General features: G+C 64.4%; 22 protein-coding genes. 6 read left to right on the forward strand and 16 right to left on the reverse strand.

Annotation, left to right across the window (positions count from 1 at the left end; all coding sequences use genetic code 11):
• Window positions 1-51 precede the first annotated feature (51 nt).
• Window positions 52-2,400 (reverse strand): phosphocholine-specific phospholipase C, encoded by a 2,349-nt coding sequence (locus QX128_RS07585; RefSeq protein WP_316237095.1) that lies wholly within the window; start codon window positions 2,398-2,400, stop codon window positions 52-54.
• 199 nt (window positions 2,401-2,599) lie between these two features.
• Between QX128_RS07585 and QX128_RS07590 the strand changes: the two genes are divergently transcribed.
• Window positions 2,600-3,442 carry a MurR/RpiR family transcriptional regulator gene (locus QX128_RS07590; RefSeq protein ID WP_316237096.1) on the forward strand — a complete coding sequence of 281 codons (843 nt, stop codon included), beginning with the start codon at window positions 2,600-2,602 and terminating at the stop codon, window positions 3,440-3,442.
• A gap of 19 nt (window positions 3,443-3,461) precedes the next feature.
• Here the strand turns inward: QX128_RS07590 and QX128_RS07595 are convergent, their stop codons facing one another.
• Window positions 3,462-6,083, reverse strand: a complete 2,622-nt coding sequence (locus QX128_RS07595; protein WP_316237097.1) for a TIGR02302 family protein — start codon at window positions 6,081-6,083, stop codon at window positions 3,462-3,464.
• Window positions 6,084-6,979: 896 nt separating this feature from the next.
• Here QX128_RS07595 and QX128_RS07600 point away from each other — a divergent pair.
• Window positions 6,980-8,674 carry an ATP-dependent nuclease gene (locus tag QX128_RS07600; protein ID WP_316237098.1) on the forward strand — a complete coding sequence of 565 codons (1,695 nt, stop codon included), beginning with the start codon at window positions 6,980-6,982 and terminating at the stop codon, window positions 8,672-8,674.
• Entirely contained in the window at window positions 8,674-10,098 is a 1,425-nt protein-coding gene (locus QX128_RS07605) for a UvrD-helicase domain-containing protein (RefSeq protein ID WP_316237099.1), read from the forward strand. Before QX128_RS07600 ends, QX128_RS07605 begins: the two co-directional genes overlap by 1 nt.
• A 370-nt stretch (window positions 10,099-10,468) precedes the next feature.
• Here the strand turns inward: QX128_RS07605 and QX128_RS07610 are convergent, their stop codons facing one another.
• From QX128_RS07610 to QX128_RS07620, 3 genes are all read right to left on the reverse strand, one after another.
• The gene (locus QX128_RS07610; RefSeq protein ID WP_316237100.1) at window positions 10,469-11,131 is read right to left on the reverse strand and encodes a hypothetical protein; all 663 of its coding nucleotides are present in this window, start codon (window positions 11,129-11,131) and stop codon (window positions 10,469-10,471) included.
• 568 nt (window positions 11,132-11,699) lie between these two features.
• Window positions 11,700-12,674, reverse strand: a complete 975-nt coding sequence (argC, locus tag QX128_RS07615) for an N-acetyl-gamma-glutamyl-phosphate reductase (RefSeq protein WP_316237101.1) — start codon at window positions 12,672-12,674, stop codon at window positions 11,700-11,702.
• A 107-nt stretch (window positions 12,675-12,781) separates the two neighbouring features.
• On the reverse strand, window positions 12,782-13,051 hold the full coding sequence (locus QX128_RS07620) for a hypothetical protein (protein ID WP_316237102.1): 270 nt from the start codon (window positions 13,049-13,051) through the stop codon (window positions 12,782-12,784).
• 152 nt (window positions 13,052-13,203) lie between these two features.
• Between QX128_RS07620 and QX128_RS07625 the strand changes: the two genes are divergently transcribed.
• Window positions 13,204-13,413 carry a hypothetical protein gene (locus QX128_RS07625; RefSeq protein ID WP_316237103.1) on the forward strand — a complete coding sequence of 70 codons (210 nt, stop codon included), beginning with the start codon at window positions 13,204-13,206 and terminating at the stop codon, window positions 13,411-13,413.
• Between the two features lie 253 nt (window positions 13,414-13,666).
• Here the strand turns inward: QX128_RS07625 and lysA are convergent, their stop codons facing one another.
• The 4 genes from lysA to argH form a co-directional block, all read right to left on the reverse strand.
• A complete protein-coding gene (lysA, locus tag QX128_RS07630) occupies window positions 13,667-14,932 on the reverse strand; it encodes a diaminopimelate decarboxylase (protein WP_316237104.1) in 1,266 nt (421 codons plus the stop codon).
• 189 nt (window positions 14,933-15,121) lie between these two features.
• The gene (locus QX128_RS07635; protein ID WP_315800429.1) at window positions 15,122-16,276 is read right to left on the reverse strand and encodes an IS4 family transposase; all 1,155 of its coding nucleotides are present in this window, start codon (window positions 16,274-16,276) and stop codon (window positions 15,122-15,124) included.
• A 239-nt stretch (window positions 16,277-16,515) separates the two neighbouring features.
• On the reverse strand, window positions 16,516-16,809 hold the full coding sequence (lptM, locus tag QX128_RS07640) for an LPS translocon maturation chaperone LptM (protein ID WP_316181243.1): 294 nt from the start codon (window positions 16,807-16,809) through the stop codon (window positions 16,516-16,518).
• A 96-nt stretch (window positions 16,810-16,905) separates the two neighbouring features.
• Window positions 16,906-18,297 carry an argininosuccinate lyase gene (gene argH, locus QX128_RS07645; protein WP_316237105.1) on the reverse strand — a complete coding sequence of 464 codons (1,392 nt, stop codon included), beginning with the start codon at window positions 18,295-18,297 and terminating at the stop codon, window positions 16,906-16,908.
• Window positions 18,298-18,395: 98 nt separating this feature from the next.
• Here argH and tlpA point away from each other — a divergent pair, with 98 nt between their 5' ends.
• Complete coding sequence (gene tlpA / locus QX128_RS07650; protein ID WP_316237106.1) at window positions 18,396-19,085, forward strand: thiol:disulfide interchange protein TlpA; 690 nt, start codon at window positions 18,396-18,398, stop codon at window positions 19,083-19,085.
• Window positions 19,086-19,274: 189 nt separating this feature from the next.
• Here tlpA and QX128_RS07655 read toward each other — a convergent pair whose 3' ends face one another.
• The 6 genes from QX128_RS07655 to QX128_RS07680 form a co-directional block, all read right to left on the reverse strand.
• Window positions 19,275-19,472 carry a putative motility protein gene (locus tag QX128_RS07655; RefSeq protein ID WP_315805682.1) on the reverse strand — a complete coding sequence of 66 codons (198 nt, stop codon included), beginning with the start codon at window positions 19,470-19,472 and terminating at the stop codon, window positions 19,275-19,277.
• A gap of 80 nt (window positions 19,473-19,552) precedes the next feature.
• Window positions 19,553-20,431 (reverse strand): 3-hydroxybutyryl-CoA dehydrogenase, encoded by an 879-nt coding sequence (locus tag QX128_RS07660; protein WP_315718147.1) that lies wholly within the window; start codon window positions 20,429-20,431, stop codon window positions 19,553-19,555.
• A gap of 99 nt (window positions 20,432-20,530) precedes the next feature.
• Window positions 20,531-21,475 carry an electron transfer flavoprotein subunit alpha/FixB family protein gene (locus tag QX128_RS07665; protein WP_316237107.1) on the reverse strand — a complete coding sequence of 315 codons (945 nt, stop codon included), beginning with the start codon at window positions 21,473-21,475 and terminating at the stop codon, window positions 20,531-20,533.
• A complete protein-coding gene (locus tag QX128_RS07670; RefSeq protein WP_316237108.1) occupies window positions 21,475-22,224 on the reverse strand; it encodes an electron transfer flavoprotein subunit beta/FixA family protein in 750 nt (249 codons plus the stop codon). The genes QX128_RS07665 and QX128_RS07670 overlap by 1 nt, the downstream gene beginning before the upstream one ends.
• A 117-nt stretch (window positions 22,225-22,341) precedes the next feature.
• Entirely contained in the window at window positions 22,342-22,914 is a 573-nt protein-coding gene (locus QX128_RS07675) for a cob(I)yrinic acid a,c-diamide adenosyltransferase (RefSeq protein WP_315805679.1), read from the reverse strand.
• Window positions 22,915-22,959: 45 nt separating this feature from the next.
• Window positions 22,960-23,154 carry a twin transmembrane helix small protein gene (locus QX128_RS07680; RefSeq protein ID WP_015664263.1) on the reverse strand — a complete coding sequence of 65 codons (195 nt, stop codon included), beginning with the start codon at window positions 23,152-23,154 and terminating at the stop codon, window positions 22,960-22,962.
• A 130-nt stretch (window positions 23,155-23,284) separates the two neighbouring features.
• Here QX128_RS07680 and QX128_RS07685 point away from each other — a divergent pair, with 130 nt between their 5' ends.
• Window positions 23,285-24,178 (forward strand): YihY/virulence factor BrkB family protein, encoded by an 894-nt coding sequence (locus QX128_RS07685; RefSeq protein WP_316217986.1) that lies wholly within the window; start codon window positions 23,285-23,287, stop codon window positions 24,176-24,178.
• Here the strand turns inward: QX128_RS07685 and QX128_RS07690 are convergent.
• Window positions 24,105-25,247 carry an ATP-binding protein gene (locus tag QX128_RS07690; protein WP_409998000.1) on the reverse strand — a complete coding sequence of 381 codons (1,143 nt, stop codon included), beginning with the start codon at window positions 25,245-25,247 and terminating at the stop codon, window positions 24,105-24,107. The genes QX128_RS07685 and QX128_RS07690 overlap by 74 nt on opposite strands.
• Window positions 25,248-25,458: the final 211 nt, after the last annotated feature.

Here is a 25,458-nt window from a genome sequence, read left to right on the forward strand (position 1 = left end):
GCGAAAGGGCGCCCATGGGCGCCCTCCCCGAACTCAGATGAGATCCATCGATCAGAAGCGATCGGCCAGCGCCATGCCGGGATCGCTGAACGAGGGACGGCCGGTCTCGACGTGGCCAGCGACGCGGCGATAGAAGCTGTCGTCGGTGTCGCTGGTGACGACGAAGTCGTACCACAGGCCGGACTTGCGCAGGTGCCAGTACAGCTCGCCGTGGCGTCCGGGTGCCGACACCTTGACGGTCCACGAGGTCGACGGACCGCCATGGCTCGGCCCCGGGAAGAACGTCGGCGCGCCAAAGCCGAAGCCCGGAGCATCGAAGTCGGGCGCCGAGCGGAAGCCGGGCACCGCGCCGAAGCCCACCGGATGGAAGCCGGGCAGCGGACCGAAGCCCGGACATTGCGGCTCCAGCGCGGCCGAGACCGAGGCGGTGACGGCCTGCAACGGCCCGTAGATCTCGTTCGACTTCACCGTGAAGCTCACGCGGGCATGGCCGTCATTGCGCAGCTGCATGTGCAGGCCGCCCTCGAAGACGTTGTAACCGACGAAGATCTCGGGGTTGGCGGCATTCGACGGCCTGACCTTGTCGAGGTCACCCTTGAAGTGACGGTGGAAGCCGTTCGGGCCGAGCACCCAGAGATCATACAGGCCATCGCTGCCGACGCTCCATTCGTCGTCGATCATCTTGCCGGCCTCGACGGTGTAGCGGCGCGGAATGAGATCGAGACGCTGCTTGTCGTAGACGTGGAACACGGCGCCGGCAAAGCCGGTGTTGGCGAACAAGAGCTTCACCTTGCCCGCGGCGGCGTCGACCTTCGCGGTGGCGTGCAGGATGTAGGGCAGCGGGCGCGAATAGCGCGCGCCGCTCTCCTGGAACAGCGGCTGCGGCGTCGCGGGCGCAACCGGCGCCGGCAAGGTCTTCTGATGCGCGTCCGACGCCTGCCAGTTGCTCTGGTCGGGCAGCTCCGGGAAGCGCGGATCGTTGGGGCTGGCGAAATCGAACGCCGAGGTGAGATCGCCGGAGACGGCGCGGTGCCACGGGCTGATCGCCTCGACCTTGATGCCGAAGCGCTTCTCCAGGAAGCGGCCGACCGAGGTGTGGTCGAACACCTGCGAGTTGACCCAGCCGCCCTTGCTCCACGGCGACACCACATACATCGGCACCCGCGCGGAAAGGCCCCAGGGGCGGATGTTGCCGCTGACCGTGTCGGTCGCGGTCAGCACGTTGCCGACGGTGTTGGAGAAATACTCGCCGTCGAGCGGCAGGGTCGCCTTGCCCATCAGCTTGCCGTTGATGTCGTAGGACGGCACCGCGGGGGCCGGCAGATGATCGAAGAAGCCGTCATTCTCGTCGAAGGTCAGGAAGAAGACGGTCTGGCTCCAGACGTCGGGATTGGCCGTCAGCGCTTCCAGCACCTGGTCGGTGAAATTGCCGGCACGGGTCGGGCTGCCGCCGCCGGGATGCTCGGAATTGGCCTGCGTCGGCAGGATCCACGACACCTGCGGCAGGGTGCCGGCCATGACGTCGGCCTTCAGCCGGTCGAGATAGTCCGGGCCGCCGGTCAGGCCGTGCACGTAGTTCGGATCGTTCGGCTGGGCGTGACGGAAGCTGGAGAACGCCAGACAGCCGTGCATTGCGCCGGTCCAGTTGTCGTTCATGTCCTGATAGATGTGCCAGCTCACGCCGGCCTTGTTGAGCAGATCGGGCAGCGTATCCCAGGCGAAGTCGCTGCCGACATATTTGTAGTTGGCCTGCGGCTGCGGCTGGCCGGCGCCCCAATTGTGCGGGTTCGGCCAGCAGCGCAGGTTGTTGGGCTCGGAATCGTTGGTGGTGGAGTTGATGCCCTGGGCGCGCAGCGCCGGGTTGAAGTTGGAGCCGGACCAGAACACGATGCGGTTCGGATCGGTGCCGGTGGTGATGGAAGCGTGGTAGGCGTCGCAGATCGTGAACGCTTCGGCGAGGGCGAACTGGAACGGGATGTCGTCGCGGCCGAAATAGCCCATCGCATAGGGCGTCTTGTACTTCGCCCAATAGCCCATCTTGCCCTGATTCCACGCCGCCTGGCTGTCGCCGAAGGAGTGCGGCGTGCCATAGCCGACCAGCGCGTTGGAGGTCGTGGAGTCGCGGTGATAGGGCGGAATCTCGCGGCTGCCGTCGGACTGGAACCAGACCGGCTTGCCGCTCTCGAGCGGGATCGGGAAGCGGTCGCCGAAGCCGCGCACGCCGCGCAGCGTGCCGAAGTAATGGTCGAACGAGCGGTTCTCCTGCATCAGGATGACGATGTGCTTGACGTCCTGAATGGTGCCGGTCCGGCGCCGTGCCGGAATGGCGAGCGCCTGGCGGATGCTGGCGAAGGCAGCCGCCGCCGTGGCGCCTGCCAAGAAATCGCGACGTGTTGTCATGCTGATACGACCTTTTGAAATCCTGAAGACCATCGTCAGGATTGGCGGGGCGAGCCCGGCCAGCTCCTGCGAACGTCCCTGGCGTATCAGCGCGGCTTGACAGCGCTGTGAAATTTTTATTTACGAAATGAGTCTGAATGAGATTTCCTCAGTATCGGGGCGCAGCGTGACGGAATCGACCTTTCGTTCTGGACCGGGCGTGAACGGCATCCTGGCCCGCGTGCGTGAGCTGCAGAACGAGCTGCCGCCCAAGGCCAGGCAGATCGCGGAGCTGGTCATCGCCCGGCCGGAGCCGTTCATCCACATGTCGATCACCGAGGTCGCGGAAGCCTGCGGCGTCAGCGAGGGGACGATCGTCTCGTTCTGCCGGCGGGTCGGGGTGCGCGGCTTCCAGGAGCTCAAGATCATGCTGGCGCGGGACCTGATCGAGCCTGTCAGGCTGATCCAGGAAGACCTGCATCGCGGCGACGATCCGGCGACGGTCACGGACCACATCTTCGCCGCGCATGCCGCCTCGCTGCAGGAGACGCGGCGGCTGTTGTCGATGGACGCGCTGGCGCAGGCGGCGACGCTGCTGCGGCAGGCGCGGCGGGTCGAGATCTACGGCATCGGCAGCTCGGCGCCGATCGCGCAGGATCTGTCGTATCGGCTGCTGCAGCTCGGGCTGGCGGCCAATGCCATCGTCGACTCCCATGTCCAGGCGGTCAGCGCCGGGATGACCGGGCCCGAGGTCGCGACCGTCACGGTGTCGCATTCCGGCAGCACGGTCGAGACGGTGCTGGCGACCCGGCTGGCGCAGGCGGCGGGCGCGCGCACCATCGGCATCACCCGGCTCGGCAAGTCGCCGCTGGCGGCGCATTGCGAGGTGCTGCTCTACACCGTCGCCAACGAGACGCGCTACCGGCCGGAGGCGATGAGCAGCCGCGTCGCGCAGCTTGCGATCATCGATACGCTGGTCAGCTGCTGCGCGCTGACCGACACCGAGCGCTCGGTCGACAAGCTGCAGCATGCGGCGCGCATCCTGTCCGAGAAGCGCTACTGACGGCGGCACTGAGCGCGCCTCAGTAGTCCTTCAGCAGTCGCTCGATGTAGTCGAGCTCGAGCTGCGGCCGCGACTGATCGCCGAGCCGGCGGCGCAGTTCTTCCAAAATGCGCCGGACGCGTTGCACGTCGATCTCGCCGGGAATCTTCTGCGAGAAATCGTCGATGTCGCGGCCGGGATGCATCGGACGTCCCAGCGGATCGGTCTGCTGCGCGCCCTGCTGGCGGCCGGCGCGCTGGCCCGGGCCGTCGCCGGGCTGGTCGCCATCGCCCTGCTGCATCGCCTCGGCGAGGCTCTGCGCGCCCTTCTTCAGCGCATCGAGCGCCTTGCCCTGCGACTCCACCGCGCCGTCGGCATTGTTGTCGCCGAGCTGGCTGCCGGCATCGCCCATCGCGCTGTCGGCATCGTCGAGCCCGTCGCCAGAATCGCCCTGGTCGCCTTGATCACCGGGCTCGCCCTGCTGGCCGGGCTGGCCCTTCTGGCCTTTCTGACCCTTCTGTCCCTTTTCGCCCTTCTGGCCCATGCCGCGCTTGGCGAGCTGCTCCTGAAGCTGCTTAAGCCGGTCGCGCAGCGCCTGCTGGTCCTGCTGCAGGTCGCTCATGCTCTGGTCCTGGTCGCCCTGCTGACCCTGCCTGTTGCGGTTGCGGCGGGAGTCCTGGCCCTGCTTGAAGGTCTTGTCGCGGAGCTGCTGCTGCTTGCGGATCATGTCGCCGAGCTCGTTGAGCGCCTGCTCCATGTCCTGGTCGCCGCCCTGGTTGGGCTGCGCCATCTGCAAATTCTCCAGCATCTGCTGGAGCTGCTCGAGCAGCTCGCGCGCGCCCTCCTTGTCGCCCTGGCGCGACAACCGCTCCATGCGGTCGATCATGTTCTGCAGGTCCTGCTGGCGCAGCACCTTGGTGTTCTGGTCGAGCGGCCGCTGCGCCATCTGCGGATTGTTGCGCAGCTGCTCGGCGAGCTGGCGCATGTAGTTGTCCATCGCCTTGCGCAGATCCTCGGCGAGCTTCTTGATCTCCTCGTCGCTGGCGCCGCGCTCCAGCGCCTGCTTCAGCGCGTCCTGCGCCGCGCGCAACGCCTTGTCGACGTCACTGATGTTGCCGTCCTCGATCGTCACCGCGAGCGCCCACAGGCTCGCCACGACCTCGCGCAGCGCGTCGTCGGTGCGGGCGGCCTCGAGCTGCCGCGTCACCGCGCGCAGGCCGAGATACTGGCCGAGCTCCGGCGTGAACAGCTCAGGCGCGATCGCCAGCGCGTCGAGCGCGGTGAACACCTCGCCATTGCGGTTGCCGTCGAGCGCCAAAATCCGCCGCTGCTCGATCAGCGCCCGCGCCAAGGGCTTGGTGAACAGCCGCTCCGGCAGCCTGGTCTCGAACGGCTCGCTGGTGCCCTCGTTGCCGGCCTCGTCCTTGGCGGTCAAGGTGAGCGTGACGTCGGCGCCGGCATAGGGGTCCTCGCTGAGGTCCTTGACGGTCTGGCCGACGCCGTTGCGGGTGCGCGCGTTCGGCAGCACCAGCGGAAACTCCGGCGGCTGGAACAGCGGCCGCGCCGCGGGCGTATCAGTCGTCTTGGCGTCCGACTTGGCCTCGGCGGCACGCGCGGCGACCTTGGCGCGGGCTTCGGTGACGCCGTAATCATCCTCGATCTTGTAGGACAGTTTCAGCGAGCCGCGCGCCTGGCGCTCGGGGTCCTTGGCCATGCTGATGACCGGCGGCTTGTCCGGCGTCGCCGAAAACACCCATTGCGGCTGCCCCGACGGCGCGCGCACATGCACGGTGCCGTCGGCCTTGATGGTGTAGTGCTTCTCGGTGGTGCCCTTCGGCGCGGCGTCGCCGGCGGCGACCTCGCTCGCCGCGGCCTCGGCGACGCCGCCACCGGTGATGACATCGAGATTGCCGCCGCTGGAGCGGATGATCAGGGTCGAGCCCGCGGGGACCACGATCGGACCGCTCGCCGGCACCGCGCCTTCCTTGTTGGCGGCGGACAGGATGATCGGCGGCTTCGCCGTATAGAGCGGCGGCTTGATCCAGGCATCGACGCGGATCGCAACCGGCGTCAGCACGCCGTTCCAGTCGAACGCGGAGGCAATGCGCATCGGCCGCTCGTCGCCGGCGGCAAAATAGGTCGCGACCAGCAGCACCACGACCAGCGCGCGCACCGCCCAGGGATCGTGCAGCAACAGCCGCGGCCGCGGCGTGCCGGCGCGGATGCGCTTGACCGAGGCGAGCGTGCGCTCGCGCTGCGCCTGCCACAGCGCCTGCGCGATCGGATCCTTGGTGGTGAGCGTATCGGTCAGCGCGGTGGCCGGGCGATGGGCGATGCCGGAGCCGCGGTCGAGCCGCGACAGGCCCTCCTCGCGGCTCGGCCAGCGGTAGCGCAGCATCGGCACGGCGGCGCCGAGCAAAAGCAGGAGAAACAGCGACACGCCGATCATGCGCGCCGCGAACGGCAGGCCGAGCCACAGCCCGGCCCACGACACGATCAGGAACAGGCCGACGACCATCAACAGCCGCGCCAGATGCGGCCAGCCGCGCTCCCAGGCGATGGCATACTGCGCCCGCTTGAGCGCCTGCGTCAGCTTGAGCCGCGCAAGGCCGTCGGGAGTGCTGCTTGCCGGCGGGGCCGGCTCGTTGCTGAGGCCGCTCAACGATTTCTCCAAGTTGCCCGGATGTTCACCCTATCACAAAGGCATCCATGAGGCACGCGCCGTGCCAAGACTTTCCCACCTGCGCACCCGGTCCACACGGGAGTGTGACCGGGGCGGGTTCCCGGGGAGTTACGGGCGTGGCATCTGGGGCCTCATGGTTCGAGACGCGCCGCGCCCGAGACAGTATCGCGCACATCAGATTTCATCCGGCGCGGCGCTCCTCACCATGAGGAGCGGGCATCGAGCCCGGCGCTGGCACTCAGCGGCCACTCAGCAGACAACTCGCGCCCCTCACCCTGAGGGCCCGCCGCAGGCGGGCGTCTCGAAGGGCGAGGCCCCCGCTGCCGACCACACGCATCTCATGCAAATCCGTTCTCGCGGCGCCTTTGCACCCGAGTTATCCAGAACTTCGTCAACCCTCTCCAAACAGAGGGCGCAGGGAAGGCCAGGTGCCGACTGGCACCTGCGGTCCGCGTGCAACAAATAAGCACGCGGCAGAACCACAGGCTCAGCCGAGATCACCCGGCCTTCCCTGCGCGATGGTGTTACGATTTATACGCGCTCTTCCCGGGGACCGGCTTGTTGGCCCCGTCGCGGACGACACGTCATCGCCCACTTGGCATCAGCACCGGGATGCCAGAACCACGCGACTTCATCGTCGCACCGGGATCGTTCGTCCGCGCGAGCAAGCCCACGCTGCGACCCAATGCGCCCACCGCATCCCGCACCCGACGTCCGTGACGACCGCGAAGCGCCCCCTCAGCGGGACGGGATGCGCGGAGTAGAGCATGATTTCGGATAAAGCGCAATAGGAAATGTCTGAATCAGCCCCGCCAAGGGAAAAACTCTAGCGCAAAATCTCCGGTTGTGGGACGCTACGCAAATAGGGGGAGCGATTGGCACGGATTCGTCACATCGAGATCAGCAATTTCCGCCGCATCCGAGATTTTTCGTGGTGGCCATCGCCGGGCATCAACTGCCTGATGGGTCCGGGCGACGTCGGCAAGTCTTCGATTCTTGACGCGATCGACCTTTGCCTCGGCGCTCGGCGTAACGCTCAATTCACTGATGCCGACTTTCACAATCTTGACGTCGATAAACCGATCACCATCACGATTACGATCGGTGAATTGGACGACGCACTAAAGAATATGGAGGCTTACGGCAACTACCTAAGGGGATGCAACGTCGAGACTCAAACCATTGAAGATGAGCCGGAGAAGAACTGCGAAACAGTTCTTACCGTCCGGTTGACCATTGCCGGCGATTTAGAACCGGTTTGGACGCTTGTGTCGGATCGTGCTTCTGCGCAATCGCGCAACCTCAACTGGGCTGACCGAGTTCGCCTCAGCCCTACTCGCATTGGCAGCCTCTCCGACTCCAATTTGGCTTGGCGGCGTGGTTCTATCTTAAACCGTCTTTCAGAAGAAAGAGCCGACACATCTGCCGCTCTCGCAAAAGCGGCTCGTGCGGCGAGGTCAGCTTTTGGGGATCAAGCGGACGCACAACTTGGCGAAACGCTGGGAATTGTTGCCAAGACAGCTAAGGAACTTGGCATCCCAGTGGGCGATACACTAAAGGCGATGCTCGACGCTCACTCGGTGTCCTTCGGTGGCGGAACTGTGTCGCTACATAGCGAAGAAGGGATTCCGCTCAGAAGCCTAGGCCTTGGCTCAACGCGCTTGTTGATCGCCGGACTTCAGCGCAAGGCCGCCAAGGACGCTACAATCATCCTTGTCGACGAACTTGAACACGGTCTGGAGCCACACCGCATTATTCGATTTGTAGCATCGCTCGGTGCAAAGGAGCCAACGCCGCCACTTCAGGCTTTTCTGACGACCCATTCCCCCGTTGCAGTCCGAGAACTATCCGGGGAGCAGCTTTTTGTCGTCCGTGCTTCCAGCACTAAGAGTACTGCGACGGGGCTCGGCAACGAGGACGCAATTCAAGGCACTATTCGCTCATTCCCCGAGGCTTTTCTGGCGAAGTCCGTCATCGTATGCGAGGGAGCCAGTGAGGTCGGGCTACTGCGAGGGCTGGATAACACCGTGGTAGCCGATGGGGAGCCCTCCTTGACAGCGCGCGGCGTAGCGCTCGTGGACGCGGGGGGCTGTAACCACATTTATAAGCGAGCGAACGCATTTCAGAAGCTTGGATATCGAGTTTGCGTTTTCCGCGATGACGACAAGCAACCAGACCAAGCAACTGAAAACGACTTCATGGTTATAGACGATGTATTCAAATGGCGTGCGGGCCGTGCGCTCGAGGATGAGATATTCCACAGCATCTCAGAGGAAGGGGTATGCAAGCTTTTATCCATCGCCGAGGAGATTCATGGCACAGATCTCATTGGGGATCACATAGCCTCGGAGTCTGCAGGAACGCTCAAGTTAGAAGATTGCAAAAAGAACTTAACGAAAGAGAAGCGGGACATCCTCGCTAGAGCTGCACGAAACAAGAAAAATGGCTGGTTCAAGACTGTAAGCCGGATGGAGAGGGTTGGAGAGGAAGTGATCGCCACGGACAAGGGGCTAGATCAGGAATTTTTCGACATCCTGAACAATATATTTGAATGGATCAAAGTCTCCTAATGAACGGCATTGACCTCCTCGACATCAATCGCGGCACGGTGACGGCTCCGGCGGGCTGCGGCAAAACGCACTTGATCGCAGAGGCGATAACCAAAGCAGGACCCAGCAAGCCGATCCTTGTTCTAACTCATACCAACGCTGGCGTAGCTGCTCTACGCGGCAGACTAGAGAAGGCTGGAGTTCCCGCTACAGCCTATCGACTATCGACTATCGATGGCTGGGCCATGCGGCTTGTCGCTACGTTTCCTAAACGCGCAGAGTGCGATCTTAAAATTCTCAAGCTCAACAATCCTCGGGAAGACTATCCAAACATACGCAAATCTGCTGCCCGTATGCTCAGAGCAGGTCACGGCCTCGACGTCATTTCCGCGACCTACAGTCGAATGCTCGTCGATGAGTATCAGGACTGCAACATTCCACAACATGCAATTGTATACTATATGGCCGCCGCTTTTCCTACTTGCGTATTGGGCGATCCCATGCAGGCAATATTCGACTTCCAAGAGCCTCTGGCTAATTGGGACTCGGTGGTTTGCAAGCATTTCCCAATTGCGGGCGAGCTATCGACTCCATGGCGCTGGAAGAACGTAAATGAGGAAGCGTTCGGTCAATGGCTCCTTGACGCTCGAAAGCAATTGCTCGCGGGAAAGACGATCGACCTCAAAACGGCACACGCAAGCGTATCCTGGATTAAAACGGGCGGGAAAGACGACCATGAACGTCGTCTAGAAGCTTGCCGGGTTAAGCCTCCCAATAGGGACGGATCAGTTCTTATCATCGGAGATAGTAAAAATCCTCAGGCACAACGCCAATTCGCAAGTCAGACACCGGGAGCAACGACGGTCGAAAGCGTCGACCTAAAAGACCTTGTGTCATTCGCGCGTACTTTCGATCTGAAATCCAGGGATGCTCTTGGTAGGGTGGTTTCGTTTGCGGAAAATGTTATGATCAACTTGGGCGGACCCACGCTACTCAGGCGAGTGGAAACCATTAAGGCCGAGAAGAATAGGAAGGCTGCTTCCGCGCTCGAAGCCACCGCAATTCACTTCTCCGAGAACCCGACGTATGCGGGCGTACGTGAACTGCTGGGTGCAATGGGTGAACAAGCTGGCGTCAGAAACCACCGCCCAGGAATTCTAAGAGGCTGCATCAGAGCACTGCAGATGGCAGAGGCTCAGGGCGGCCCGAGCTTTGAGGAAGCAGCAGTCACGGTCAGGGAGCAATCGCGCGCCCTCGGCCGCCCACTTCCTCGCAGGGCAGTAGGTAGCACCTTATTGCTTAAAGGGCTTGAGGCAGACGTCTGTGTTATCCTCAACGCGGCAGAGTTGAATCGCCAAAACTTATATGTCGCAATGACCCGCGGCTCTCGTCGGCTCGTGGTCTGCTCGAACGACAATGTGCTGAAGCCTTGCGAGCGCAAATAGGACACCCACCTCGCAGCCGAATGCATGCCCTTGCAGTTCCAGAGTCCGTTTCGCGGTATTGGCAAATGTCGGTCGATTGCCAGCGTTCCGTCTTCTACGGGCGCCGGACCTCACGGCCAAACCGCGGAGTTACGGTGACAGTGCTGGACTGCAATCTCCCGCACAACACCCTGGGAGTCGGCCACGATGGTTCGGCGAACTCGAACTCCGGGCCCACGGGACGGTCGATCTCGACTCCGAATTGACCGTCAACGACCAGCGCGACAATGGCACCTTCAAGCGCGTTCAGCATATCGACCGCGCCTCGCTCAGGCTCTTAAACTCGCGCGACTGACCGCCTACTATCATGATTGCCGGATCCATAATTCCTCTAAGGAACATTGAGAGAATCATTTTCGTACACCTGTCCAAAGCCAATGGCCTGGCTATGAGTCGTCAAATCGGTCATCAAAACGTGACCATATCCAGATTCATTAGCGCATATGTACCTTTCGTACTGATTCCCGCCAACAACACTAAACGTCGATGCCTGATTGCACACCTGGTCAATCATTCTTATCTGATGTGTCTCGCCGGTCGTTATAAAACCTGCGTTCAGCGTGATCGCGATTTGCGACACCATTTTTCTTTCAGCCAGTTTCGTCTGCTTTGGAGAGTTAAGAGCTGGTGGAGTCGCCGGTTCAAAGAATGCAGAAGCGCGATTAGCAACAATAGTGAAGTGCTCACTGCCGCGCTGCCCGATCCCAAAAATATCAAAGGGGCTCCAACCGTTGTAGGCACCGTTGATAAGTAGAAAATGAGCAAAGGTGTTGTATCCCAAGCAATTCTCTCTTGTCGTCTCTCCGCTTCGAATCGCAACTGTTCTGTATTGGCCCGTTGGTGAGAAACTGCCATCGAAGCCATTCAGATATTCATATCGAAGATTTACTGTTTGCGGAGCATTATTGGTAAAAGTGTAGCATGCGGATTCAGCGAAAGCCTCACTCGAAGCAAAGAAAACAACCAGAGCACTGACAAGAGAAATGGCACGCATAAGCTGACCTCCACTCCTTAAATCATTCATCGAGATTAGATCACAAGTCATCAAGATTGAAAAGATGCAAAAGAATAACCTAAAGATGTAAAAGATCGGTGAGTAGATCGGCGTTCTGCCATCTAATGAGCAACTAAGAACCACAACCAACGGCTTCGGCTTCGGAGAGATCCTCCCCCTGCCAATAAGATGCTACGCGGGCAGGCACGCTTTTTGTTTGCTCCCCCAGGGGCGACGGCCGCGCCAGGAGTAGGTTGGACGCGAAATCAATTACAATCGAAGAACGACCACGCATCTTCGTGTGCAACACTGAGTAGCCTGACGTCCCTAAAACCGACGGAAATACTTACAAATAACTATGTGGAACGACTACATTTGGAAGTGTAGCGCGCTTCAAGAAACCCGATCGTCCTCGCGAAGTCTCTCGACTTACGCCGCCAGCTTTCGCAGACCAGGGCGGCGTCAAGACGAAGCCGAGCGTTGATGGCTACGGCTCAATTTCAGTCGAATGCGCCTCAAAGGGTAGTCGGCTCGCTTATTTCAGCGTCGAAGGCTTCCTCGCCAGCCCTCACGGCCAGACCGGCGCCCCCTCCAGTCCCGCAGTCTCCTCCAGCCCGCACATCAGATTCGCATTCTGCACCGCCTGCCCGGCGGCGCCCTTGCCGAGATTGTCGACGACGCCGAGCGCGATCACCAGATTGCGGTCGGGGTCGGCGGCGTAGCTGACGAAGGCGAGGTTGGAGCCGGTGGCCCATTTGGTCTGCGGCGGCGTGTCGGTGACGCGGACGAAGGCGCTGTCGGCGTAGAAGCGGCGGGCGGCGTCGAAGCACTGCGCCGTCGTGGCGCGGCCGCGGGCGTAGATGGTGGCGAGGATGCCGCGGGTCATCGGCACCAGATGCGGCGTGAACACGAGGCCGGTGGCGCTGCCGCCGCCGAGGCGCGCGATCGTGCTTTCGATCTCCGGCATGTGGACGTGCCTGAGCAGGCCGTAGGGGATCAGGTTCTCGTTGCTCTCGGCGTAGCCGAACTTGCTGTCGCCGCCGCGGCCGGCGCCGGAGATGCCGGTCTTGGCGTCGATCACGATGTTGTCGGGCGAGATCAGTTGCGCGGCGAGCAGCGGCGCCAGCGGGGTCAGCGCCGCCGCCGGGAAGCAGCCGGGATTGGCGATGCGGGTCTTGCCCGCGATCTCGCTCGGCCAGACGTCGGCGAGGCCGTAGGTCCAGCCGTCGGCGTAGCGGTGGTCGCCGCCGATGTCGACGATCTTCACGCTGCCTGGCACGCGCGCCAGCGCCTCCCGCGAGGCGCCGGTGGGAAGCGAGGCGAACAGCACGTCGAGCTGCGGCAGGCGCGCGGGGTCCCACTTCTCGATCACGAGATCGGCGAGCCTGGCCGGCACGCCGGGGAAGCGCTCCGCCAGCCGCTGGCCGGCGCTGCCGTCGCCCGCGGCGTAGACCAGCTCGAACGCCGGATGCCCGGCGACCAGGCGCATCGCCTCGCCGCCGCCAAAACCGGAGATGCCGACGATGCCGATGCGAATGCTCATGGTGGGGTCCTGATGGTGGGGGGAGGATAGTTCAGTGACTTCGAGACGTGATACTGGTTCGCTACACGACGAACAAGGCTGGCCCTACGACCAGGTCGCACACAACCTTATCGACGTAATCTACGATTGATATGAACGACCCCCGGTCGCACCAGGCACCCCAGAAGACTGCCGACCACGCCAGCAATTGCGAGCAGGTGCTCCCATTGCAGCCCGGCATGCCCTGAAGCATTGACGAGCGCCTTGTAGACAATCAAGAACAGCACGGCGCTGAAGACGAACCTTCGGAAAAACTCTCTGACCGGGGAGAAGAGAACTCCGAACATGAGCCCGATCAGAAAGAAAGCCGTCAGCCATTGTGCTGCAAAGGACTCCATTGGAACGCCGTGCTCCCCTCCTCGCTGAGGCCCGGCTGCGCCTTTCCAATTCGCCGCGCCGTGGAAATGGCCGTGTGACCAATCAACTGCGGGATAGGTCGTGCACAGACGGTTTCGCGGAAACGCCTGATCCGGGCTAAACTAAAATCACCATGGTCAATAAGCAAACCAGGCTGCTGCCGTCAGCCCTGCCCCCGAGCGAGACCGAACGCGCCGAATGGCAGCGCTTGAGCCGGGAGCAGCAGATCGCGCGCTATCGCGAGGTGCTGGAGCATCCGGATAGTCTCAGGATCAGCGACGCGACGATGAGCGATATCCTGGCGATGGCGCGGCAGCGGGCCGCAGGCCGTCGTGAGTCGTGATGGCTCAGCGGGCGAGTCGTGGCAGTCGCGACGATCCAGGCTGATCCGCCGAGCGATATGCTCATCAGTTACTCCGTCATGCCCGGGCTTGTCCCGCCTGCGCGGCCGTAGCCGCTTCGGCGCGGCGAAGGCCCGGGCATCCACGTCGTTCCCAGGATGCCGGACGACGTGGATGGCCGGGACAGGCCCGGCCATGACGATGTGGAGACGGATGAGCGTGGACGCGCGAGCTGCGTGCGCGTCAGGCCCCCCCTCACAGCCACGGCGCCGGCGTGTCCATCGCGATCAGCTGCTCGACCTCGATGCGCGGGCGGATCACGGCGGACTGGTCGCCCCTGACCAGCACCTCGGGGACCAAAGCGCGGGTGTTGTAGGTGCAGGCCTGCACGGCGCCGTAGGCGCCTGCGGTCATGATGGCGAGGAGGTCGCCCGGCTTGGGCTCGGGCAACGTGCGGTCGAGCGCGAGGTAGTCGCCGCTTTCGCAGACCGGGCCGACGACGTCGGCCACGAAGGCGGGCGCGTTCGGTGCGGGCTCAAGCACCGGGAGGATGTCGTGATGCGCCTCGTAGAGCGTCGGGCGGATCAAATCGTTCATCGCGGCGTCGATGATGACGAAGTTCTTGGCCTCGCCGTGCTTCACGTAGATTACCTTGGCGACGAGGATGCCGGCATTGCCGACGATCATGCGGCCGGGCTCGAACATCAGGGTGCAGCCGAGATTGTGGCTGACGCGCTTGACCATCGCGGCGTAGGCGGCCGGCTCCGGCGGCACGGCGCGGTCCATGTGATAGGGGATGCCGAGGCCGCCGCCGAAATCGACATGGGAGATGTCGTGGCCGTCGGCGCGCAGGGTCTGCACGAACTCGGTGAGGATGCGGAACGCCGTTTCCATCGGGCCGAGATCGGTGATCTGGCTGCCGATATGGACGTCGACGCCGGTGACCTTGATGCCCGGCATCTTGGCCGCGCGGGCGTAGACGCGGCGGGCGTGGTCCAAGGGAATGCCGAACTTGTTCTCCGACTTGCCGGTCGAGATCTTGGCATGCGTGCCGGCATCGACGTCCGGGTTGACGCGGATGGAGATGCGGGCGGTGTGGCCGGTCTCCACGGCGAGACGCGCCAGCAGGTCGAGCTCGGGCTCGGACTCGATGTTGAGGCAGTGGATGTCGGCCGCGAGCGCGGCGCGCAGCTCGGCCTCGGTCTTGCCGACGCCGGAGAACACGATCTTGCGCGAGGGAATGCCGGCCGAAAGCGCGCGCTTCAGCTCGCCGCCGGAGACGACGTCGGCGCCGGCGCCGAGCTTTGCGAGGGTGCGCAGCACCGACTGGTTGGAATTGGCCTTCATCGCGTAGCAGATCAGCACGTCCTGGCCGGCAAAGGCGTCGGCGAACACGCGGTAGTGCCGCTCCAGGGTGGCGGTGGAGTAGCAGTAGAACGGCGTGCCGACGCGGTCGGCGAGGTCAGAGAGATTGACGTCCTCGGCGTGCAGCACGCCGTCGCGGTAGTCGAAATGGTTCATGGGTCGGGTCCGCGCGCGGGGCTGCGAGATGGGGTGATTGTGGCGGGGAATTGCCGGGAAATGGGTGGGATTGTCAATTGAGGTGCCACCCTCCCCTCGAGGAGGGGGAGGGGCGATCGCCCGCGGAGTTCGCTTGTGGCCGGCTATCTCTCCGGCGTCATGCCCGGGCTTGACCCACGGCTGTCCGGTTCAGCTTCCGCATATTGCGAGGCTCAACTGTTGTGGGTTTTTGGCAAGTTGGGGTGGCCCCGTGAGCAATTGATCGATGGGGCGGCGATGCATGAGGTTGGTGCGGACCAATCTGGCAAAGACCAAGGGGCTTTGGATTGCCTTCTGAAGGTCTTGCGCGAGGCGAAGCAAGAGGAAGGCGATCAGGGCAACGGCGATCTGGATACGAACGGCGTTCTCAGAAGTCCCGAGGAACCTGGTGATCTTGAGGGTCTGCTTGACCCAACGAAAGAACAACTCGATGGCCCAGCGGCGACGATAGAGGTCGGCGATCTCTTGAGCGCTGGCATCGAGGTCGTTCGACAGGATGCGCAGGATCTTTCCCGTTTCCAAGGTGACGCGCACTTCGCGCACCGCAGTCTGCATTGGATTGCGGCGGCTGTAGGCTTGGCGTTGTGGAAGGAAGCCGATGCGGTCGGAGAGGATGTTGCCATCCGCGATGACAGGCAACTCCTCCACGACCCGCAGCGGCGTATTGGATTTGAACCGGGTCACGATTCGACAACCGGCGGCGTCCAGTTGAGCCCACCAAGCATATTCATAATAGCCGAGATCGAAGACGTAGGTTGCTCCCGGCTCGATGGGCATCTGATGCGCTGCAGTATTGTCGTTGACGTTGGCTCCGCTGATTGCCGCATAAATCGGCCGGTCGGCGTCGGCATCATAGATCACATGCACCTTGGCACCGCAGACACCGGTAGAGAACCGTGCCCAGCCAGCGCTGGCTTCTGTCAGCCGTACGCTGGTCGAATCAATCAAATACGTCGTCTCGGCAAGCTTGCGGCGTAACCGGCGATGGGCCTGCTTCATCATGATGGCCAACAGGGCGGCAAACATCTCCGCAGGCCGATTCATATTGGCGTCCGCGAAAGTCGAGCGGCGGACAGGGCCCCCACCCAGGTGATAAAGCCGCGCGGTGTGGCTCGACAGCCCGGTGACAATCTCACGCAGACTGGAAGCCCCCGAAAGCTGACCGTACAGCAGCGCCACAAATTGGTCTTTGGTGGAAAGCCGTCGAATCCGCGCGTCCGTGCCATGCTCGTCCACAAGCGCCTCGAAGCGATGCCAGGGGACCAACTTCAGAATGTCTCGGAATACTGTATTCTGATGCGGCATGGCGGGACCTTCCTGGTGTGTCTCGAACATTTGGCGATGCTCAAGACCGCAGAAGAATCCACGCCATGCACCATGTCCAGTCTGTCTGAACCGGACAGCCGTGGGCTTGACCCGGGCATCCACGTCCGTCCCAGGATGCCACACCACGTGGATGGCCGGGTCAAGCCCGGCCATGACGGTGGAATTAGGCGGGCTCGATCTCGGATGCCCAGCTGGTCAGTTGAGGAAGGCCGCAGCCGCTATTTGCTGTCGAGCAGCGGGTCGAGAATGAAGGGTTTTTTCTGGCCGCGGGTGGCGGCGGGGGCGGCATCAGCGCCGTAGCCGGAGTTGAACAGGCCGGGCTTGTTGGCGGCGTCCGTCGCGGTGTCGGTGGGCGCGGCGGACATCTGCGGCGCCGGCGGGGAGTTGGCCGGCAGGTCCAACGGGCCCTTGCGGCCGCAGGCGGCCAGCAGAAGGGCTGTGGCGCCCAGGACGAGGACGACCCGGGCGGCGGAGGTTGGACGGCGAGCGCGATTCACGTGTGAAATCCCCATGCGGGCGGCACCATACAGAGATTGAACCGGCCTGACGAGTGCGGGAGTGCCACGCCAGGACGATCAAATTGCGGCGATCAAATTTCGGACCGAGCCCTACTTCCGCTGCTTTTCCAGCCGCTTCAGCCAGGCCTTGGCCTGGGAGGCCACGTTCTTCGGGGCGGTGCCGCCGAAGCTGGTGCGGCTCTTCACCGAGGACTCGACCGAGAGCACGCCGAGCACGTCGGCCGTGATCTTGGGCTCGACCTCCTGCATCGCCGTCAGCGGCAGCTCGTGCAGGGCCACGCCCTGCCTGGCGGCGAGCGCGACGATGCGCCCCGTGACGTGATGGGCCTCGCGGAACGGCATCTTCAGGGTGCGCACCAGCCAGTCGGCGAGGTCGGTCGCCGTCGCATAGCCCTCGCCGGCGGCGGCCTTCATGCGGGCCTCGTCCGGCACCAGGTCGAGCGCCATGCCGGTCATGGCGCGGATCGCGAGCGACAGCGCGGCGAACGCCTCCATCGCGCCCTGCTTATCCTCCTGCATGTCCTTCTGATAGGCGAGCGGCAGGCCCTTCATGACGATCAGGAGCGCGTTCAGCGCGCCGATGACGCGGCCGGTCTTGGCGCGGACGAGCTCGGCGGCGTCCGGATTGCGCTTCTGCGGCATGATCGAGGAGCCGGTGGTGAACTTGTCCGACAGCTTGATCAGGCCGACCAGCGGCGAGGTCCAGATCACGATCTCCTCGGCGAAGCGCGACAGGTGCACGGCGCAGATCGAGGCGGCCGACAAGGTCTCCAGCACGAAGTCGCGGTCGGAGACGGCGTCGAGCGAATTGGCCATCGGGCGCTCGAAGCCGAGCGCTTCCGCCGTGGCGTGGCGGTCGATCGGAAACGAGGTGCCGGCGAGCGCGGCAGCGCCCAGCGGGGATTCGTTGAGGCGCTTGCGGGCGTCGAGGAAGCGGCCGCGGTCGCGCCCGGCCATCTCGACATAGGCGAGCAGATGGTGGCCGAAGGTCACCGGCTGGGCGGTCTGCAGATGGGTGAAGCCGGGCATCACCGTGCCGGCATGGTCGAGCGCGCGGGAGGCGAGCGCGTGCTGGTAGGCGGCGAGCGCCGCGTCGATGTCGTCGATCGTGTCGCGGACGAACAGGCGGAAGTCGGTCGCGACCTGGTCGTTGCGCGAGCGCGCGGTGTGCAGCCGGCCGGCGGCGGGGCCGATCAGCTCGGACAGCCGGCTCTCGACATTCATGTGAATGTCTTCCAGCGCCCGCTTGAACTCGAACGAACCCTCGGTGATCTCTGACAAAATCGTGTCTAGACCCTTGCCGATGTTTTTTGCATCAGTCCCGGTGATGATGCCCTGGGCGGCGAGCATGGCGGCGTGCGCCTTGGAAGCGGCGATATCCTGCGCGTAAAGGTGGCGATCGACGTCGATCGAGACGTTGATGTCCTCCATGATCTCGTCGGGACGCTCCGAGAACCGTCCGCCCCACATCGTGTTGCTCATGCCTGAACCGCTTCCAAGACCTTGCTGATCGCCACGGGATGGGACACACCGTCCGGACTCCCGACATTCGCGCCTCTGATAGCCGCAACCGACCCGAGATGACAAACGATAAGCCGGATACGTCCCCTGCCCGCCCCGCTTCCTCGCGGCGAACGCTGCTCGCGGCCGGTGCCGTGGCGGTGGTCGCCGTGGCCGGCATCGCCGCGGCGACCTTTGGCGGATTGCTCAGGGGACGGCCGGCGGGCGACCAGGCCTGTCAGGCGGCGGTCGCCACCGCCAAGCGGATCTCGCCGCTGATCAAGGGCGAGGTGGCGGCGCTGACGGCGGCCACCGTGCCGCTGCGACTGCCGGACCTCGCCTTCGAGGACGGCACGGGGGCAGCGAGGAAGCTGTCGGATTTCCGCGGCAAGACGGTGCTATTGAACCTGTGGGCGACCTGGTGCGTGCCCTGCCGCAAGGAGATGCCGGCGCTGGACGGGCTGCAGGCCAAGCTCGGCAGCGACGCCTTCCAGGTGGTCGCGGTCAACATCGACACCCGCGATCCGGAGAAGCCCAAGGTGTTCCTGAGCGACGCCAAGCTGACCCGGCTCGCCTATTTCAGCGACCCGAAGGCCAAGGTGTTCCAGGATCTGAAGGCGGTCGGCCGCGCGCTCGGCATGCCGACCTCGGTGCTGGTCGATGCCCAGGGCTGCGAGATCGCGACCATCGCGGGACCTGCCGAGTGGGACAGCGCCGACGCGGTCAAGCTGATCCAGGCGGCGACGACGAAGACAGCGGCGGGGCTCTGACACTCAGCGTTTTGCAGGAGGCTATTTCCAGGCCGTCATGGCCGGGCTTGTCCCGGCCATCCACGTCGGCCGGCATGCGCAGAACCGCGTGGATGCCTGGGACAAGCCCGGGCATGACGAGTGATCGATTGGCGGGAGGCGGGCCCTTCATTTCCGGCCGGTGGGGACCAGACCGACGGCCCGTCCCGCTCAGGCGGCGATGTTCAGATTGCCGCCGACGCCGGGGCCGGCATTGGCGAGCGACAGCGTCTGCTGGGCGCCGCCGAGCAGCGTCAGCACCGCGTCCTTCTGGGCATTCAGGTTCTGCTTCAGCACCGACGTGGCGACCTGCTGCTGTGTCGCACCCGCCTGCTGCGCCATGACCGCAGCCACCAAGCTCATGTCCATACGCGTACAACCTCTCGTTACGGCGAGGTTAAGCCGTGTCCCTTAACGAAGCGTATCGATGGCGCCCAGCGGCGGTAAAATCAGCGGGTCGGCACCGGCTTGGGGCCGCGATAGTCGTAGAAGCCGCGCTGCGTCTTGCGGCCGAGCCAGCCGGCCTCGACATATTTCACCAACAGCGGGCACGGCCGGTATTTGGAATCCGCCAGCCCCTCGTGCAGCACCTGCATGATGGACAGACAGGTATCGAGGCCGATGAAGTCGGCCAGCTCCAGCGGGCCCATCGGGTGGTGCGCGCCGAGCTTCATCGCCGCGTCGATCGCCTCGACATTCCCCACGCCCTCATACAGCGTGTAGATCGCCTCGTTGATCATCGGCAGCAGCACGCGGTTGACGATGAAGGCCGGGAAATCCTCGGAGACGGCGACCTGCTTGCCGAGCCGGCCGACGAACTCCTTGGCCGCCTCGAAGGTGGCGTCGTCGGTGGCGATGCCGCGGATCAGCTCGACCAGCTCCATCAGCGGCACCGGATTCATGAAATGAATGCCGATGAAGCGCTCGGGCCGGTCGGTGCAGGCGGCGAGCCGGGTGATGGAGATCGACGAGGTGTTGGAGGCGATGATCGCCTCCGGCTTCAGCACCGCGCAGAGATCGTGGAAGATCTTGCGCTTGACGTCCTCCTTCTCGATCGCGGTCTCGATGACGAGATCGCAATCGGCGAGGCCATCGAGGGTTTCGCTGATCGAGATATGGCCGAGCGCCTGGTTGCGGGCGTCCTCGGAGATCACCTTCTTCGCGACCTGGCGGGTCAGATTGCCGTTGATGGTCGCCATGCCCGATTTCAACCGATCGGCGGTGACGTCGTTGAGCACCACGTCGAGCCCGGCCAGCGCGGCAACGTGCGCAATGCCGTTGCCCATCTGTCCTGCGCCGATCACTCCGAGCTTGTTGATCTGAGCCATGTTGTCATCCACCCGAACGGCACGCCTGCTGCGCCCGTCCATGCCCTTGGAAGTGAGAACACCGGCCGCCGCGGTCCCATGCGGCCGGTGTCTTGAGCGTTACTTGCCGAGCTTGGCGAGCGCGTCGGTCAGCTCGGGAACCGCCTGGTAGAGATCCGCCACCAGGCCGTAATCGGCCACCTGGAAGATCGGCGCGTCCTCGTCCTTGTTGATCGCGACGATCACCTTGGAGTCCTTCATGCCGGCCAGATGCTGAATGGCGCCTGAAATGCCGACCGCCACATACAGTTCCGGCGCGACGACCTTGCCGGTCTGGCCGACCTGCCAGTCGTTCGGCGCATAGCCGGCATCGACCGCGGCGCGCGAGGCGCCGACACCGGCGCCGAGCTTGTCGGCGAGCGGCTCGATGTACTTGGCGAAGTTCTCGCGGCTCTGCATCGCGCGTCCGCCGGAGACGATGATCTTGGCCGAGGTCAGCTCGGGACGGTCGCTCTTGGCGACCTCCTCGCCGACGAAGCTCGACAGCGCCGGATCACCGGCGGCCGCCACGCTCTCCACCGACGCGCTGCCACCTTCGCCCGCGGCTGCGAACGTGGAGGTGCGCACGGTGATGACCTTCTTGGCGTCCTTCGACTTCACGGTCTGGATCGCGTTGCCGGCATAGATCGGCCGCTCGAACGTGTCGGGCGCCACGACCTTGATGATCTCCGACACCTGCATCACGTCGAGCAAAGCGGCGATGCGCGGCATCACGTTCTTGAAGCGCGAGGTCGCCGGCGCGACGATCGCGTCGTAGTTCGCGGCGAGCTTGACCACGAGATCCGCGAGCGGCTCGGCGAGATCATGCGCATAGGCAGCATCGTCGGCGAGCAGCACCTTCTTGACGCCGGCGAGCTTGGCGGCGGCGTCGGCCGCGCCCTTGGCGCCCTGACCCGCGACCAGCACGTCGACATCGGCGCCGAGGGCTGCAGCCGCCGTCAGCGCCTTGTTGGTCGCGTCCTTGACGGACGCATTGTCGTGTTCGGCAATCAGCAGCGTGGCCATCAGAGCACCCCCGCCTCGGTCTTGAGTTTGTTGACGAGCTCGGCGACGTCCTTGACCTTGACGCCGGCCTTGCGGCCCGCGGGCTCAGCGGTCTTGATCACCTCGAGCCGCGGCGTGAGATCGACGCCGGTGTCGGCGGCGGTCTTCTCGGCGATCGGCTTCTTCTTCGCCTTCATGATGTTCGGCAGCGACGCGTAGCGCGGCTCGTTGAGGCGGAGATCGGTGGTGACGATCGCCGGTCCCTTCAGCTTCACGGTCTGCAGGCCGCCATCGACCTCGCGGGTAACCTTGAAGTCGGACCCTTCGACCTCGAGCTTGGAGGCGAAGGTCGCCTGCGCCCAGCCGAGCAGCGCCGCCAGCATCTGGCCAGTCTGGTTGCTATCGTCGTCGATCGCCTGCTTGCCGAGGATGATCAGGCCAGGCTGCTCTTCCTGCGCCACGGCCTTGAGGATCTTGGCGACTGCGAGCGGCTCGACATTGCCTTCGGCCTTGACCAGGATGCCGCGGTCGGCGCCCATCGCGAGCGCGGTGCGGATCGTCTCCGAGGCCTGCGCGGGCCCGATCGAGACCACCACCACCTCGGTCGCCTTGCCGGCTTCCTTCAGCCGCAGCGCTTCCTCGACGGCGATCTCGTCGAACGGATTCATCGACATCTTGACGTTGGCGAGTTCAACGCCCGATCCATCGCTCTTGACGCGGACCTTGACGTTGTAATCGACCACCCGCTTGACCGGCACCAGAACCTTCATCGATCCTCTTTCGCTCTAAATTGTCCGGGGTTGACCTTTCGGGCGCGGAACCTAAAGCGCCCATCCCCCCCGGTCAACGCGCGACGGGCGAAAAAAGCAGGCCCGCACGCCCCCGGGTTAACGGTTTTGCCCCGGCACCCACAACACGTCGCCGGCGCCGTTCCGGTTCGCCGCCCTGCTGGCGACGAACAGGAAATCCGACAGCCGGTTCATATAACGAATGGCGGCCTCGCTGACCGGCTCGTCCGGCTTGCCGGCGAGTTCCGTCATGATCCGTTCCGCCCTGCGGCAAATGGTACGCGCCACATGCAGATGCGCCGCCGCCGCGGTCCCTCCGGGCAGCACGAACGAGGTCAATGGCGCGAGCCGCTCGTTCAGTGTGTCGATGTCGCGCTCCAGACGGTCGACCTGGCTCGCGACCACGCGCAGCCGCTCCGCCTTGCCCTCGCGCTGCGGCACCGCGAGATCGGCGCCGAGGTCGAACAGATCGTTCTGGATCAGGCCGAGCATCGCATCGATTTCGGGCGCATCAGCCAGATGCAGCCGGACCACGCCGATCGCGGCGTTGGTCTCGTCCACGGTTCCATAGGCGGAGACGCGCAGATCGTATTTGGGACGCCGCTCGCCATTGCCGAGCGCGGTCGTGCCGTCGTCACCGGTCCGCGTGTAGATGCGATTCAGGACCACCATGCTGCGTTCTCAACGTCCGTTTCTCGACGCCTCGGCGTCTCGGTCTCAGCGCCCCATCGCCCAGATCGCCGCCATGGCAATGACGACCGCGACGAACTGCAGGATCACCCGCCAGCGCATCAGCTTCTGCGACAGGTTGGGCGAGCCGCCCCGCGTCATGTTGACGAGGCCGAGAAACAGCACCAGCGCGACCGCGCCGACGGCGATGGGAAGGATGAATTTACCGAGAAGTGAAGCCATTCGGGCTAGATAACACCGCAGACGCAGGAGCGCCATGCCGGATCGGACCGCCAGGGGCTGCAACTTCTGGCTTTTGGGCCCGTAATATCGGATTGTACAAATCACATCGTTTCGCGGAGTGCAGGAACAGGTGAAGGCGCTTCGCTACATCTTCCACGTCGTCATGGACGCGTTCTACACCTTCCTCGCCGACGACGGCTGGGCGATCGCCAGCCATATCGCGCTGTCAACCCTGATGGCGCTGTTTCCGTTTCTGATCGTCCTGACCTCGCTCGCCGGCTTTCTCGGCTCCAAGGATCTGGCCGACCAGGCTGCCACCCTGATGCTGCAGACCTGGCCGGCCCAGGTCGCGGATGCGCTGACCGGCGAGATCCACGACGTGCTGACCACGACCCGGACCGACGCGCTGACCATCGGCGCCGTGCTCGCGGTCTATTTCGCCTCGAACGGCGTCGAGGCGCTGCGGGTCGCGCTCAACCGCGCCTATGGCGTGATCGAGCAGCGCCGCTGGTACTGGCTGCGGCTGGAGTCGATCGGCTACACCCTGGTCGCCGCGATCACGGCGCTGGCGATGTCGTTCCTGATCGTGCTCGGGCCGCTGATGCTGGCCACCGCCCGGCGCTACCTGCCGCTTGCGGTCGAAGCCAACGAGCGCTTCGTCAACCTGTCGCGCTACGGCATCACCATCAGCGCGCTGATCGTGGCGCTGTTCATCCTGCATGCCTGGCTGCCGGCGGGCCGGCGCAGCTTCATGCAGATCATGCCCGGCATCGTCTTCACCTTCGTCGCCTCGCTGGTGTCGGGCATCGTGTTCGGCCAGTATCTGGCGCGGTTCGCCAACAACTACGTCACGATGTATGCGGGGCTCGCATCGGTGATCATCGCGCTGGTGTTCCTGTATTTCATCGCCGCGATCTTCGTGTATGGCGGCGAGTTGAACGCCTCGATCATCAAGTCGCGGCTGCCGCGCGGCGTGTCGCTCCAAGAAGCGCAGTCGCTAGTGCCCGCGGCGAAACGGGCTTGAGCAGGAACGCGTCGGCGCCGGCGGCGCGCGAGGCCGCCTCGTCCTCGCCGCGTCCGGAGACGCCGATGATCGGGATCGTGCCGTGGGGCGCATCCAGCTTGCGGATACGGGCAATCGCCTCGACACCATTGATGCCGGGCAGCACCATGTCCATCAGCACCGCATCGTAGCTGCCGGCCATGATCCGCTCCGGTGCGGCCTCGCCGCGGCCGATGAACTCCGCCTGGTGGCCGAGCTCGTTGAGGATCGTGTTGAGCACCACGCGGCCGAACGGATTGTCCTCGACGCCGAGGATGCGCAAGGGCCGCGTCGGCCCCAGGGTGACGCCATCTTCCGAGCCGCCCGCCGTGGTGTGCGGCGCGGCCGCCACGGTCAGCGCCACGGTCAGCGTGAAGGTCGTGCCGCCGCCTTCATGCGGCGCCACCGCGACGTCGCCGCCCATGGCGCGCGCGATTTGCCGAACCGAGGACAGGCCGAGGCCGGCGCCCCCGAAGCGCGAGGCGATCGAGACATTGGCCTGGCTGAACGGGCGGAACAGCCGCTTGATCTCCTGCAGGGTCAGGCCGATGCCGGAATCGGAAACACGGAAGGCGACCGCGACCTTGCCCTTGGCGGCGCGCCTGATCGGCCTGCCGCGCCCGGCCTTGCCGGCCAGCGCGATGTCCAGCGCCACGCCCCCCTGCTCGGTGAACTTCACCGCATTATCGATCAGATTTTCGAGTGCGGCGCGTAGCCGCACGGGGTCACCGACGACGAGCCCCGGCAAATCGTCGGAGACACGGACCTTGGCCTCCAGCCCCTTGGCGGCGGCGCGGCCGGACAGCGAGTCCCCGGCGGCGCGCGCCAGCACGCGCAGGTCGAACAGATCCTCGCGCAGCAGCGTCCCCGCGGTCTCCTGCTTGGCGGCATCGACGAACAGGGTCGCCAGGCTCGACAGATGCTCCGCGCCGGCCTTGATGGTGTCGACCCAGCGCCGCTCGCGCTCGCCGAGTTCGGATGTGGCGAGCAGGTCGCTGATGGCGAGAATGCCTGTCAGCGGCGTGCGGACCTCGTGGGCGAACACCGCCAAGGCGGCTTCGACGACTCCCGCACCTGGTCCGCCGGGCGCGAACGCCGCCCCTTTCGCCGAGACGGGCTTGGCTGATCCAGGCTTGGCTGATCCAGGTTTTGCTGATCCGGCCTTGGCCGCGCTGCGCCGGCTCCCCGCCATCGCCGTGACCTGAGGAACGTGCTTCTTGAGCGGTCGCGCCTTGGCGCGCTCCTTGACCGGCGGCGCCTTC

The sequence above is a fragment of the Bradyrhizobium sp. SZCCHNR1015 genome (assembly GCF_032489875.1).
GTDB lineage: Bacteria > Pseudomonadota > Alphaproteobacteria > Rhizobiales > Xanthobacteraceae > Bradyrhizobium.

Coding starts and splice junctions, on each gene's coding strand:
- lysA (WP_316237104.1), bottom strand. CDS start 14,932: ATGAACCATTTCGACTACCGCGACGGCGTGCTGCACGCCGAGGACGTC.
- QX128_RS07660 (WP_315718147.1), bottom strand. CDS start 20,431: ATGGCTCAGATCAACAAGCTCGGAGTGATCGGCGCAGGACAGATGGGC.
- argC (WP_316237101.1), bottom strand. CDS start 12,674: ATGAGCATTCGCATCGGCATCGTCGGCATCTCCGGTTTTGGCGGCGGC.
- lptM (WP_316181243.1), bottom strand. CDS start 16,809: ATGGGGATTTCACACGTGAATCGCGCTCGCCGTCCAACCTCCGCCGCC.
- QX128_RS07605 (WP_316237099.1), top strand. CDS start 8,674: ATGAACGGCATTGACCTCCTCGACATCAATCGCGGCACGGTGACGGCT.
- tlpA (WP_316237106.1), top strand. CDS start 18,396: ATGACAAACGATAAGCCGGATACGTCCCCTGCCCGCCCCGCTTCCTCG.
- QX128_RS07680 (WP_015664263.1), bottom strand. CDS start 23,154: ATGGCTTCACTTCTCGGTAAATTCATCCTTCCCATCGCCGTCGGCGCG.
- QX128_RS07625 (WP_316237103.1), top strand. CDS start 13,204: ATGGTCAATAAGCAAACCAGGCTGCTGCCGTCAGCCCTGCCCCCGAGC.
- QX128_RS07670 (WP_316237108.1), bottom strand. CDS start 22,224: ATGAAGGTTCTGGTGCCGGTCAAGCGGGTGGTCGATTACAACGTCAAG.
- QX128_RS07675 (WP_315805679.1), bottom strand. CDS start 22,914: ATGGTGGTCCTGAATCGCATCTACACGCGGACCGGTGACGACGGCACG.
- QX128_RS07665 (WP_316237107.1), bottom strand. CDS start 21,475: ATGGCCACGCTGCTGATTGCCGAACACGACAATGCGTCCGTCAAGGAC.
- QX128_RS07655 (WP_315805682.1), bottom strand. CDS start 19,472: ATGGACATGAGCTTGGTGGCTGCGGTCATGGCGCAGCAGGCGGGTGCG.
- QX128_RS07620 (WP_316237102.1), bottom strand. CDS start 13,051: ATGGAGTCCTTTGCAGCACAATGGCTGACGGCTTTCTTTCTGATCGGG.
- QX128_RS07610 (WP_316237100.1), bottom strand. CDS start 11,131: ATGCGTGCCATTTCTCTTGTCAGTGCTCTGGTTGTTTTCTTTGCTTCG.
- argH (WP_316237105.1), bottom strand. CDS start 18,297: ATGAGCAACACGATGTGGGGCGGACGGTTCTCGGAGCGTCCCGACGAG.
- QX128_RS07585 (WP_316237095.1), bottom strand. CDS start 2,400: ATGACAACACGTCGCGATTTCTTGGCAGGCGCCACGGCGGCGGCTGCC.
- QX128_RS07635 (WP_315800429.1), bottom strand. CDS start 16,276: ATGCCGCATCAGAATACAGTATTCCGAGACATTCTGAAGTTGGTCCCC.